Source organism: Actinomadura sp. NTSP31 (assembly GCF_041951385.1).
Lineage (GTDB): Bacteria > Actinomycetota > Actinomycetes > Streptosporangiales > Streptosporangiaceae > Spirillospora > Spirillospora napierensis.
Genome location: NZ_JBGNUT010000001.1, coordinates 357,699 through 369,379, shown reverse-complemented (window position 1 = coordinate 369,379; position 11,681 = coordinate 357,699). Strand labels below are relative to the sequence as shown.

The window sequence follows — 11,681 nt, the reverse complement described above, 5'->3', positions numbered from 1 at the left end:
GTACGGCCGTGAGCGAGCTCCGTTACGGCTGGACGACCGGGGCGTGCGCGACCGCCGCGACGAAGGCCGCGCATGCCGCGCTGCTGACCGGCGAGTTCCCCGACCCGGTAGAGATCACGCTGCCAAAGGGGCAGACGCCAGCGTTCGCGCTGGCAGTCGAGGAGCTCGGCGACGGGTTCGCGACCGCCGGGATCGTCAAGGACGCCGGCGACGACCCCGACGTGACGCACGGCGCGCTCGTCCGCTCGACCGTCCGGCACGGCGAGCCGGGCAGCGGCGTGGTCTTCCGCGCGGGCCCCGGCGTCGGCACCGTCACCCGCCCCGGCCTGCCCCTCGACGTCGGCGAACCGGCGATCAACCCGGTGCCGCGCCGGATGATGCGCGAGGTCCTCGGCGACGCCGACGTCATCGTGGAGATCTCCGTCGACGGCGGCGAGGAGCTGGCCCGCCGGACGTGGAACCCGCGCCTCGGCATCCTCGGCGGGCTGTCGATCCTCGGCACGACCGGCGTCGTCGTCCCGTACTCCTGCTCGGCGTGGATCGACAGCATCCGGCGCGGCGTGGACGTCGCGCGCGCCATGGGCCGCGTCCACGTCGCCGGCGCGACCGGCAGCACGTCCGAGAAGGTCGTGGCCGAGCTGCACGGACTGCCGGAGGACGCGCTGCTCGACATGGGCGACTTCGCCGGCGCCGTGCTGAAGTACCTGCGCCGGCATCCGGTGCCGAGGCTGACGATCGCGGGCGGCATCGGCAAGCTCGCCAAGCTCGCCGCCGGGCACCTCGACCTGCACTCCAAGCGCTCGCAGGTCGACTACGGCGTCCTCGCCGCCATGGTCGACGAGCCGGAGACCGCCGAACGTGTCCGCAACGCCAACACCGCGCTCGACGCGCTCCAGATCTGCCAGCGAGCCGGCGTCCCGCTCGGCGACCTGGTGGCGGCCCGCGCCCGGGAGACCGCCCTGGCCACCCTGCGCGGCGCCCCCGTCGCGGTCGACGTCGTCGTCATCGACCGCGCCGGCGTGATCGTCGGCCGCTCCGGCCCCTGACCCGCGCCTACGAGCGGCAGCGGGCGGCGGAGTACAGGTGGCTGTCGGTGAAGTCCCGCGCGGTCAGGACGCGCCCGACGATGATGACCGCCGTCCGCTTGATGCCCGCCTCGCGGACCTTCGAGGTGATGTCCGCGAGCGTGCCCCGGACGATCACCTCGTCCGCGCGGGACGCGTAGGCGACGACGGCGACCGGGCAGTCGCCGCCGTAGTCGAGGACCAGCTCGTCCACCACGGACTCGATCCGCTGGACGGCCAGGTGCAGCACCATCGTCGCGCGGCTGCGGCCCAGGGTGCGCAGGTCCTCGCCCGGCGGCATCGGCGTCGCGCGCGCCGACGTCCGGGTCAGCACCACGGTCTGCGCGACCTCCGGGACGGTCAGCTCCCGGCCCAGCGAGGCCGCCGCGGCGGCGAACGCGGGCACGCCCGGCGTCACGTCGTACGGGACGCCCGCCGCGTCCAGCCGCCGCATCTGCTCGGCCATCGCGCTGAACACCGACGGGTCGCCCGAGTGCAGCCGCGCCACGTCCTGCCCGCGCCCGTGCGCCGCCACCAGCTCGGCGACGATGTCGTCCAGGACCATCCGCGCGGTGTCCACCAGGCGCGCGCCCGGCGGGCACCACTCCAGCACCTCCGGCGGGACGAGGCTGCCCGCGTACAGGCACACCGGCGACGCGGCGACCAGGTCGCGCCCGCGCACCGTCATCAGGTCGGCGGCGCCCGGCCCGGCGCCGATGAAGTGCACGGTCACCGGTCGTCCCCCCGCGTCACGGCCCACTGCGTCACCGGCATCATCGGCCGCCACCCCGTGAACCCGCCGACCGCGCCGGCGCGCCCGATCTCGATCCTGGCCAGGTCGCCGCCGAGCCGCTCGCGCGCCTGCGTGACCACCCGCTCCGACTCGATCGTGACGGCGTTGACGACCAGCCGCCCGCCCGGCCGCAGCGCCTCCCAGCACGCGTCCACCATCCCCGGCGCGGTGACCCCGCCGCCGATGAAGACCGCGTCCGGGGCGGGCAGCCCCGCGAGCGCGGCGGGCGCCTCGCCCACGACCACGCGCAGGCCCGGGACGCCCAGCGCCGCCGCGTTCGCCTCGATCCGCGCCGCGCGCCGCTCCACCTCCTCGACCGCGATCGCCCGGCAGGACCGGTGCGCGCGCATCCACTCGATCCCGATGCTGCCCGCGCCGCCCCCCACGTCCCAGAGCAGCTCGCCCGGGACGGGCCCCAGCCGGGCGAGGGTGATCGCGCGGACCTCCCGCTTGGTGAGCTGCCCGTCGTGGTCGTAGGAGTCGTCCGGCAGGCCCGGCACGACGGACGTCCCCGGCCCCGCGCAGCGGACCGCGACGACGTTCAGCGCGCCCGGATCGTCCGGCACCGGGCCGACGCGCTCGTCCTCCGCGCCCAGCCGCTCCAGCACGGTCACCTCGCTGGCGCCGTAGCCGCGCCCGTCCAGCAGCGCCCGGACCTCGGCGGGCGTGTCCGCGCCCGCGCTCAGCACCAGCACCCGCCGGCCCGGCGCCAGCACCGCGTTCAGCACCGACAGCGGCCGGCCCACCGCGCTCACGACCTCGGTGTCCTCGACCGGCCAGCCGAGCCGCGCGCAGGCCAGCGACAGCGACGACGCGTGCGGCACCACCCGCACCCGGGCGGCGCCCAGCAGCCGGACGAGCGTCGCGCCGACCCCGTGGAACAGCGGGTCGCCGCTCGCCGCGACCGCGATCCGGCGCCCGCGGTGCGCCTCGAACAGCGCGGCCAGCCCCGGCAGCATCGGCGACGGCCACAGCGCCCGCTCGGCGTCCAGGGCCGGCAGCAGGCCCAGATGCCGCGGCCCGCCCATGATCACTTCGGCCTTGCGGAACGCGTCCCGCGCGGCCTCGGTCAGCCCGTCCCAGCCGTCCGCGCCGATGCCGACGACCCAGACGTCCGGGACCTCCGTGCCTTCCGGGCCGTCCACGGCGTGCAGGTCCGGCCGTGTCGTGCCGCTGGACGCGCTCGCGCCGTCAGACATTGCCCAGCACCCGCCCGACCGCGATCTCGATGACGACCCGCTGCGGGTTCGCGCGCGGGGGCTTGTAGCGCTCGGCGTACCGCCGCTCCGCGTCCGCGACGGACGCCGCGTCGTCCTTCAGGACGGCCCGGCCCTCGACCGTCACCCAGTGCCGGCCGTCCACCTGGCTCACCGCGACCGGGAGCCCCGCCTCGCCCGCCGCCCGCACGTGCCGGGCCTTCGCCGACCCGCCCGAGGTGATCACGCGCACCAGCCCGGCGCCGGCGTCCAGCGTCGCGCCCACCGGGACCGCGTGCGGCGTGCCGTCCGGGCGGATCGTGACCAGCGTGCACACCCGCCGCTCCCGCCAGAACGCCCGGACCCGTTCGTCGTCCAGGCTCAGCCGGTGTCGTGTCGCCCGCATCTCGTCCTCTCGTCCGGGTGGTCAGCAGGATCCCACGGCCCCGGGGGAGAACGTACGGACGGGCGGGTGACATGGTCCCGCCGTTCCCGTGGTGGCGGATTTGTCGCGCTATATGATTAGTTAGCGCAAGAAACTATTTCTGGGGAGGGGAGAGCGTGCCGACCAAGCACTATCCGTGGGTGGCGCTGAGCAACACGACGCTGGGCATGCTGCTGGCCACGGTCAACTCCTCGATCGTGATCATCTCGCTGCCGGCGATCTTCCGCGGCATCCACCTGAACCCCCTCGAGCCGGGCAACGTCAGCTACCTGCTGTGGGTCCTGATGGGCTACATGCTCGTCTCTGCCGTCCTGGTGGTGACGCTCGGCCGGCTCGGCGACATGTTCGGGCGCGTCCGGATGTACAACGCGGGCTTCGCGGTCTTCACGGTCGGGACGGTCGCGCTCGGCCTCGACCCGCTGCACGGCGGCGCGGGCGCGGTCTGGCTGATCGCCTGGCGGGTGTTCCAGGGCATCGGCGGCGCCATGCTGATGGCCAACTCCGCCGCGATCCTCACCGACGCGTTCCCGGCCGGCCGGCGCGGCATGGCCATGGGCGTCAACCAGGTCGCCGGCATCGCGGGCAGCTTCCTCGGCCTCGTCGCCGGCGGGCTGCTGAGCGAGGTCAACTGGCGGCTGGTGTTCTTCGCCTCCGCCCCGATCGGCCTGATCGGCACGCTCTGGGCCTACCGCAGCCTCGTCGAGACCGCCAAGCGGTCGCTCAGCACCAAGATCGACTGGGTCGGCAACGCCACCTTCGCCGCCGGGCTGACCGCGCTGCTGGCCGGGATCACCTACGGCATCCAGCCCTACGGCGGGCACGACATGGGCTGGACGAACCCGTGGGTGCTGGCCGGCGTCATCGGCGGCGCCGCGGTCCTGGCGGTCTTCTGCCTCATCGAGACCAAGGTCGACGAGCCGATGTTCCACCTCGGGCTCTTCAGGATCCGCGCGTTCGCGGCCGGGAACGCGGCGGGCCTGCTCGCCGCGATCTCCCGCGGCGGCATGCAGTTCATGCTGATCATCTGGCTGCAGGGCATCTGGCTGCCGCTGCACGGCTACGACTTCGAGGACACCCCGCTGTGGGCCGGCATCTACCTGCTGCCGCTGACCCTCGGGTTCCTGGTCGCCGGGCCGGTCTCGGGCCACCTGTCCGACCGGTACGGGGCCCGCGCGTTCGCCTCCGGCGGGCTGGCGCTGTCCGCACTGGCCTTCCTCGGGATGCTGCTGATCCCGACGGACTTCGACTACTGGGCCTTCGCGGCGCTGATCTTCCTCAACGGGGTCGGCTCCGGGCTGTTCGCCGCGCCCAACACCACGGCGATCATGAACGCGGTGCCGGCCGGGCAGCGCGGCGCCGCGTCCGGCATGCGCGCCACCTTCATGAACGCGGGCATGGTGCTGTCCATCGGGGTGTTCTTCTCGTTGATGATCGCCGGGCTGTCGAACTCGCTGCCGAGGACGCTGACCGGCGGGCTGACCTCGCACGGCGTCCCGGCGGGCGTCGCGGCCCAGGTCGGCCAGACCCCGCCGGTCGGGACGCTGTTCGCCGCGTTCCTCGGCTACAACCCGATCCAGAACCTGCTGGAGCCGTTCGGCGTGCTGGGCGGGCTGGACCCGCACGACGCCGCCACGCTCACCGGCCGCTCGTACTTCCCGCACCTGATCGCCGACCCGTTCCACCACGGCCTGGTGATCGTGTTCAGCCTGGCGATCGCCATGTCGCTGATCGCGGCACTCGCCTCGCTGCTGCGCGGCCGCCGCTACGTGCACGACGACGCGGCGGCGGACGCGCCCGAGCCGGTGAAGGCCGGGAAGGACGCCCCCTAGCAGCCGCCCCGCGCGGGCCTCCCACGGCCCGCACGCGAGACCCCGCCCCGGAACCCCCGCCCGCACCCGCGGCCGGGGGTTCCGCCCTGTCCGGCCGGATTCACCCCGGATTCACCGCCGCCGCCCCATTGACGCGTACCACAAACGTTTTCATACTTCCGGGCATGAGCACCGCCCCTGACGGCCCCCGGGCGACGATCCGGGCCGTGGCGAGGCTCGCCGGGGTGTCCGCCTCGACGGTCTCGCGCGCCCTGAACGCCCCCGAGCTGGTCAACGCCGAGACCCGGCGGCGCGTGCTCGAATGCGCCGACCGGCTGGGCTACCAGCCCAACCGGGCGGCGCAGTCCCTGGTCCTCGGCCGCACCCGCAACGTCGGGCTGATCGTCCCCGACATCGCCAACCCCTTCTACGCGCCGTTCATCAAGGGCGTGGAGGCGCACTTCCGCGACACCGAGTACGCGGTGTTCCTCGCCGACACCGACGAGGACACCGCGACCGAGGTCCGGCTCGCCGAGGCCATGTCCGAACGGGTGGACGGGCTGATCCTGTGCGCCCCCCGGATGTCCGGGACGCGGCTGCGCACCGTCGCGTCCAGGACCACGATCGTGCTGGCCAACCGGGTCAGCCGCGCCGCGCCGTCGGTCCTGCTGGACTTCCGGCCCGGCATGGAGCAGGCCGTCGCGCACGTGCACGCGCTCGGCCACCGCCGCTGCGCCTACCTCGCCGGGCCGGCCAACTCCTGGTCCAACCGGCAGCGGCGCAGGTACCTGGCGGCCGGCTGCGCCGAACGCGGGATCGAGCTGGTCGAGCTCGGCCCGTACGAACCGCGCTTCACCGGCGGCTTCCGCGCCGCCGACGAGGTGCTCGCGCAGGACGTGACCGCCGTGTTCGCCTACAACGACCTCGTCGCGCTCGGAGTGCTGTCCCGGCTCACCGCGCGCGGCGTCCCCGTCCCCGCCCGGCCCGGGACGCCGGGCGGGCTCAGCCTCGTCGGCTTCGACGACGTCCCGATGGCGTCGATGACCCATCCGCCCCTCACCACCGTGGCGATGCCCGTGACCGCCCTGGCCAGGGCCGCGGCCGCCGCCATGCACGCGATGCTCGCCGAGGGGGCGCCGGGAGCGCCCCCGCCGCCGCCGGCCGCCGAGCTGGCGACCCGTCTCCTCATCCGAGGCACCACCGGGCCGATCTGAGCGCCGGCCCGCCCTGGAGGACCCACCCCATGCGAATCCCCCGAACTGCCGTCCTCGCCCTCTCCGCCGCCACCGCCGCCCTGGTCGCCGCCTGCGGCGCCCCCGACTCCGGCGGCACGTCGAGCTCCGAGCCCTCGCCCGCCGACGTCAGGCTCCCGTCCAAGCCGGTCACGCTCAACATCGTCGACGTCGCCGGCAACCTCCAGCTCACCCAGCCGATCTTCGAGAACTACCAGAAGACCCACCCGAAGCTGGTCAGCAAGATCACCTACACCAAGGTCACCGCGCCCGAGCTGGCCGGCAAGGTCAAGGCGCAGCAGGACGCCGGGCGCCTCGACATCGACCTCGTCCTCACCGGCACCGACGGCCTGTCCGCCGGGCTGGAGCAGAACCTCTGGGTCGACCTGCTCGGCAAGTACGCCGGCAAGCTCCCCGACGTGAAGTCGATCTACCAGGACCCCGCCGCGAAGATGCAGGACCTCGCGCAGGGCAAGGGCGTCGTCGTCACCTACTACCCGTCCGGCCCGCTGCTGGAGTACAACCCCAAGACCGTTCCGGACCCGCCGAAGACCGCGCAGGACCTGCTCACCTGGGCGAAGGCGCACCCGAAACGCCTCGAATACGCGCGTCCCGCCAACTCCGGGCCCGGCCGCACCTGGCTGATGGGCCTGCCCTACATCCTCAAGGACTCCAACCCGATGGACCCGGTGAACGGCTGGTCCAAGACCTGGGCCTACCTCAAGGAACTCGGCAGGTACGTCGACTACTACCCGACCGGCACCGCGCAGGTGATGAAGGAGCTCGGTGAGGGCTCCCGCGACATCGTCCTCACCACCACCGGCTGGGACATCAACCCGCGCGCCCTCGGCCAGGTTCCGAAGAACGTCGGGGTCCAGTCGCTCGACGGCTTCACCTGGGTCACCGACGCGCACTACATGGTCGTGCCGAAGGGCGTGTCCGGCGGCAAGCTCGCCGTCCTCGCCGACCTCATGAAGTTCGCGCTCACCCCGCAGCAGCAGGCCGTCACCTACGACAAGGGCTACTTCTACCCCGGCCCGGCCGTGAAGGGCGTGACGCTGTCGATGGCGCCGGCCGAGAGCCAGAAGGTCATCCAGGAGTACGGCCGCCCCGAGTACGACAAGCTCATCGCCGACAACCCCAAGGCCCCGCCCCTCGACGCCAAGGCCATGGTCGCCGCCTTCGACCGCTGGGACCGCGAGATCGGCGGCCAGAAGGTCAAGAAGTCATGACGGTGCGAACAGTGAGAACGGAACGAGGACGCTCCGCAGGCTCCGCGTCCTCGTGTGGGGCCATGCCGAACGCGACGGAAGGCCGAGGACGCTGCGCAGGCTCCGCGTCCTCGTGTGGGGCCATGCCGAGCGCGACGGAAGGCCGAGGACGCTGCGCAGGCTCCGCGTCCTCGTGTGGGGCCATGCCGAGCGCGACGGAAGGCCGAGGACGCTCCGCAGGCTCCGCGTCCTCGGGAGGTGCGTCATGACGGCGGAGGTGGTGGCGGCGCAGGGCGCGCGCGGGACGTTCGGGGCGCTGCGGCTGGAAGGCGTGACGCGGCGGTTCGGGAAGGCGGTGGCGCTGAGCGGGCTCGACCTGCGGATCGAGGGCGGGGAGTTCCTCGCGCTGCTCGGGCCGTCCGGGTGCGGCAAGTCGACCGCGCTGAACTGCCTGGCCGGGCTGCTGCCGCTGTCGGAGGGCGGCATCTGGCTGGACGACGAGCGCATCGACGGGCTGCCCCCGGAGCGGCGCGGGTTCGGGATGGTGTTCCAGAACTACGCGCTGTTCCCGCACCTGTCGGTCCGCAAGAACGTGGCGTTCGGGCTGTCGGTCCGGCACGTCGGGAAGGCGGAGACGGCGCGGCGCGTGGACGAGGCGCTGCGCATGGTCGAGCTGACCGAGCACGAGCACAAGCTGCCCGGCCAGCTGTCGGGCGGCCAGCAGCAGCGGGTGGCGATCGCCCGCGCGATCGTGCTGCGGCCCCGGCTCGTGCTGATGGACGAGCCGCTGTCGAACCTGGACGCGAAGCTGCGCGTCCAGATGCGCACCGAGATCCGCCGCATCCATCAGGACCTCGGCCTGACCACCGTGTACGTGACGCACGACCAGGAGGAGGCGCTCGCGCTCGCCGACCGGGTCGTGGTCCTGCGGGCGGGGCGCGTCGAGCAGATCGGCACGCCCGAGGAGGTCTACACCTACCCGGCGAGCACCTACATCGCCGGGTTCATGGGGTACCGGAACCTGCTGGCACTGCCCGTGCTGTCGGCCGGGGACGGGCGGGTCACGCTCGGCGAGCGGGACGGCCCGAAGCTGACCGGCGTCGCCCAGGAGGCCGTCGAGGGGACGCGGGCGGTCGCGGCCGTCCGGCCCGAGGACTTCCGGGTCGCGGCGGCGGAGCCCGAGCCCCCGAACGCCGTGGCCGTCCGGGTCGAGGTGTCGGAGTTCCACGGCCGCGAGGTCGCCGCCGAGGGCGTGACCGACGGCGGGCGGGTCATCCACTTCCGGTCGCCGGAACGGATCGCGCCGGGGGAGCGGGTCACGCTGACCGTCCCGCCGGAGCGCGTGCTCGTGTTCGCCGGCGAGGGGGACGGGTGATGGCCGTCGACGCCCCCGCGCGTCCCGCGCCGGCGAAGGCGCGGGGCGGCCTGCGGCACCGGCTCGCCGAACGCGGCGTCGACCGGGTGCTGCTCCTGCTGCTCCCCGCGCTGCTCATCGTCGTGCTGCTGTTCCTGTACCCGATGATGTACGGGGTCGGGCTGTCGCTCCAGCCGATGCACGGCGGCGGCGCGCTCACGAACTACCGGGAGTTCTTCCAGGACTCCTACCAGCGGAGCACGGTCTGGAAGACGCTGCGGCTCGCGCTGCCGGCCGCACTGATCAACGTCGGCGCGTCCGTGCCGATCGCCTACCGGCTGCGCGGCCGGTTCCGGGGCCGCCGGCTGCTGACGGCGGTGCTGGTCCTGCCGGTCACGCTCGGAACCGTCCTGGTGGCGGACGGCATCCTCCGGTACCTCGGCCCGAAGGGCTGGTTCAACCGGGTGCTGCTGGACATCGGGCTGGCCGACCATCCGGTCCGGCTGATCTACAACTACTGGGGCGTGCTGTTCTCGCTGCTCATCACCGGGTTCCCGTTCGCGTTCCTGCTCGTCCTGGCGTACATGTCGGGCATCGACCCGACGCTGGAGCGGGCCGCCGCGACGCTCGGCGCCGGGCCGTGGCAGCGGATGCGCCGCGTCGTGCTGCCGCTGCTGGCGCCCGGCCTCGCCACCACGTTCGTCCTCGCGTTCGTGCTGGCGTTCTCGGTGTTCCCGTCCGCGAACCTCGTCGGCCAGCCGGCCGGAGAGACGCGGGTGATGGCGATCGCCGCCTACCAGGCGGCGTTCGAGAAGTACGACTACTCGATGGCCTCGACCATCGCCGTGCTGATGGGCCTGTTCGAACTGCTGGTCATCTCGGTGACGCTGCTGCTGCGCGGCCGCCTCTACACCGGGCCCGCGACGGGAGGGAAGGGATCGTGAGCATCGTGTCCGCCGCGCGCCCGCGCGGCCGTCTCGGCAGCTGGATCGTCTGGATCTGCGTCGCCTTCTTCCTGGTCAACCTGGCCGCGCTGATCTTCTCCGTGGTCGTCAACTCGTTCGGGACGCGCTGGTTCGGGGGCTGGCTGCCCGAGGGCTTCACCAAGGCGTGGTACTCCGACGCCTGGGAGGAGTTCGGCCTCGGCGACGTCCTGCGCGTCACGCTGGAGGTGACGCTCGCGGTGGTCGCGATCGCGCTGGTGCTCGGCGTCCCCGCCGCGTACGCGCTCGCGCGCCGCGACTTTCCCGGCAAGCGGATCGTGATGTTCCTGCTGTTCCTGCCGGTGCTGCTGCCGCCGATCACCTACGGCATCCCGCTCGCGACCGTCCTGTACAAGGTGCACCTGGCGGGGACGCTGACCGGCGTCATCGCCGCGAACCTCGTCCCCGCGCTGCCGTTCGTCGTGCTGGTGATGACGCCGTTCGTCGAGCAGATCGACGCCAACGTGGAGTCGGCGGCGCGGATGTGCGGGGCCCGCACCGGGCAGGTGTTCGCGCGGGTGCTGGTGCCGCTGCTGCTGCCCGGCATCCTGGCCGCCGGGATCCTGGTGCTGGTGCGGACCGTCGCGATGTTCGAGCTGACGTTCCTCGTCGCGGACGCCGACAGCCAGACCCTGATCGTCGCGCTCTACAGCGCCGCGTTCACCCCGGGCATCCGCGCCGCCCAGGCCATCGACGCGATGGCCGTGATGTACATGGCCGTGTCGGCGGTGCTGCTGGTCATCGCCCTGATATTCGTCAACCCGACGCAGATCGTCGCGCAGGTGAGGGAGGCGCAGGCCGAATGAGCGCCGTACGGTTCGACCACCGGGGCGAGCGGGTCGTGGTGACGGGGGCGGCCGGGCTGATCGGCCGCGCCCTGGTCGCCCGGTTCGCCGGCGCCGGCGCGCGGGTGCTGGCCGTCGACGTGGACGCCGACGGGCTGAAGGTCCACGACGGAGCGCCCGGCGTGGACGTGCTGGCCGGCGACCTGGCCCGCGAGGACGTCGCCGACGCGGTGTTCGAGCGGCTGCGCGCCGCCGGCGGCGGCCTGGACGTCCTGGTCAACAACGCGGCGATGACCGAGCTGCGCACCCCCTTCGCCGACATCGGGGCGGAGGTGTGGGACGCGGTCGTCGCGGCGAACCTGCGCTCGGCGTACCTGCTGTCGGTCCGCGCCGTCCGGTACTGGCGGGACGCCGGGCGCGGCGGCGCGATCGTCAGCATGTCGTCGCCCGGCGGGTCCCGCGCCCACGAGGACCAGAGCGTCTACGACGTCACCAAGGCGGGCATCGAGGCGCTCAGTCGGGCGATCGCGGTGGAGCTCGGCGACCTCGGCATCCGCGCGAACTGCATCGCCCCGGCCAGCGTCGTCGGACCGGTGCGGCCCGCCACCGACCTCCCGTCCGGCCGCACGACCTCGCCCGAGGAGGTCGCGGACGCGGCGCTGTACCTGGCGTCCCCGGCGGCGGCGCAGCTGAACGGGCACGTCCTGCACCTGGACGGCGGCCTGCACGCCCGGCTGCGCACCGACCCGTCGCAGGAGCAGCTGCGCGACTGACCGCGTGGTGCCGCCGCGGCGCTCCCGCGGCGGCGCC

The 11,681-nt window shown here is 73.6% G+C and carries 11 protein-coding genes; 8 read left to right on the top strand and 3 right to left on the bottom strand.

The features are described 5' to 3' along the window. The first annotated feature begins 8 nt into the window (after window positions 1-8). The gene (locus ACA514_RS01580; RefSeq protein WP_375039138.1) at window positions 9-1,046 is read left to right on the top strand and encodes a cobalt-precorrin-5B (C(1))-methyltransferase; all 1,038 of its coding nucleotides are present in this window, start codon (window positions 9-11) and stop codon (window positions 1,044-1,046) included. A 7-nt stretch (window positions 1,047-1,053) separates the two neighbouring features. Here ACA514_RS01580 and cobM read toward each other — a convergent pair whose 3' ends face one another. Genes cobM through ACA514_RS01565 form a run of 3 tightly spaced genes read right to left on the bottom strand, consistent with a single transcriptional unit; the run spans window position 1,054 to window position 3,459 of the window. Next, window positions 1,054-1,797, bottom strand: a complete 744-nt coding sequence (cobM, locus tag ACA514_RS01575) for a precorrin-4 C(11)-methyltransferase (RefSeq protein ID WP_375039137.1) — start codon at window positions 1,795-1,797, stop codon at window positions 1,054-1,056. Further along, the gene (gene cbiE / locus ACA514_RS01570) at window positions 1,794-3,056 is read right to left on the bottom strand and encodes a precorrin-6y C5,15-methyltransferase (decarboxylating) subunit CbiE (RefSeq protein WP_375039136.1); all 1,263 of its coding nucleotides are present in this window, start codon (window positions 3,054-3,056) and stop codon (window positions 1,794-1,796) included. Before cbiE ends, cobM begins: the two co-directional genes overlap by 4 nt. Continuing rightward, window positions 3,049-3,459 (bottom strand): pyridoxamine 5'-phosphate oxidase family protein, encoded by a 411-nt coding sequence (locus ACA514_RS01565; RefSeq protein WP_375039135.1) that lies wholly within the window; start codon window positions 3,457-3,459, stop codon window positions 3,049-3,051. Before ACA514_RS01565 ends, cbiE begins: the two co-directional genes overlap by 8 nt. Before the next feature lie 155 nt (window positions 3,460-3,614). Here ACA514_RS01565 and ACA514_RS01560 point away from each other — a divergent pair, with 155 nt between their 5' ends. From ACA514_RS01560 to ACA514_RS01530, 7 genes are all read left to right on the top strand, one after another. Continuing rightward, a complete protein-coding gene (locus ACA514_RS01560) occupies window positions 3,615-5,327 on the top strand; it encodes an MFS transporter (RefSeq protein WP_375039134.1) in 1,713 nt (570 codons plus the stop codon). 164 nt (window positions 5,328-5,491) lie between these two features. After that, window positions 5,492-6,520, top strand: a complete 1,029-nt coding sequence (locus ACA514_RS01555; RefSeq protein ID WP_375039133.1) for a LacI family DNA-binding transcriptional regulator — start codon at window positions 5,492-5,494, stop codon at window positions 6,518-6,520. A gap of 29 nt (window positions 6,521-6,549) precedes the next feature. Beyond that, window positions 6,550-7,770 carry an extracellular solute-binding protein gene (locus ACA514_RS01550; RefSeq protein ID WP_375039132.1) on the top strand — a complete coding sequence of 407 codons (1,221 nt, stop codon included), beginning with the start codon at window positions 6,550-6,552 and terminating at the stop codon, window positions 7,768-7,770. A gap of 244 nt (window positions 7,771-8,014) precedes the next feature. Then, window positions 8,015-9,124, top strand: coding sequence for an ABC transporter ATP-binding protein (locus tag ACA514_RS01545; protein ID WP_375039131.1), 1,110 nt, complete (start codon window positions 8,015-8,017; stop codon window positions 9,122-9,124). Beyond that, window positions 9,124-10,047, top strand: a complete 924-nt coding sequence (locus ACA514_RS01540) for an ABC transporter permease (RefSeq protein ID WP_375039130.1) — start codon at window positions 9,124-9,126, stop codon at window positions 10,045-10,047. Before ACA514_RS01545 ends, ACA514_RS01540 begins: the two co-directional genes overlap by 1 nt. Then, window positions 10,044-10,892, top strand: coding sequence for an ABC transporter permease (locus ACA514_RS01535; protein WP_375039129.1), 849 nt, complete (start codon window positions 10,044-10,046; stop codon window positions 10,890-10,892). Before ACA514_RS01540 ends, ACA514_RS01535 begins: the two co-directional genes overlap by 4 nt. Next, complete coding sequence (locus ACA514_RS01530; RefSeq protein ID WP_375039128.1) at window positions 10,889-11,644, top strand: SDR family NAD(P)-dependent oxidoreductase; 756 nt, start codon at window positions 10,889-10,891, stop codon at window positions 11,642-11,644. Before ACA514_RS01535 ends, ACA514_RS01530 begins: the two co-directional genes overlap by 4 nt. Window positions 11,645-11,681: the final 37 nt, after the last annotated feature.

What these genes read in the sequence shown, in the direction of transcription:
- ACA514_RS01555 (WP_375039133.1), top strand. Translation starts at nt 5,492, where the DNA reads ATGAGCACCGCCCCTGACGGCCCCCGGGCGACGATCCGGGCCGTGGCG.
- ACA514_RS01565 (WP_375039135.1), bottom strand. Translation starts at nt 3,459, where the DNA reads ATGCGGGCGACACGACACCGGCTGAGCCTGGACGACGAACGGGTCCGG.
- cbiE (WP_375039136.1), bottom strand. Translation starts at nt 3,056, where the DNA reads ATGTCTGACGGCGCGAGCGCGTCCAGCGGCACGACACGGCCGGACCTG.
- ACA514_RS01545 (WP_375039131.1), top strand. Translation starts at nt 8,015, where the DNA reads ATGACGGCGGAGGTGGTGGCGGCGCAGGGCGCGCGCGGGACGTTCGGG.
- ACA514_RS01530 (WP_375039128.1), top strand. Translation starts at nt 10,889, where the DNA reads ATGAGCGCCGTACGGTTCGACCACCGGGGCGAGCGGGTCGTGGTGACG.
- ACA514_RS01540 (WP_375039130.1), top strand. Translation starts at nt 9,124, where the DNA reads ATGGCCGTCGACGCCCCCGCGCGTCCCGCGCCGGCGAAGGCGCGGGGC.
- ACA514_RS01550 (WP_375039132.1), top strand. Translation starts at nt 6,550, where the DNA reads ATGCGAATCCCCCGAACTGCCGTCCTCGCCCTCTCCGCCGCCACCGCC.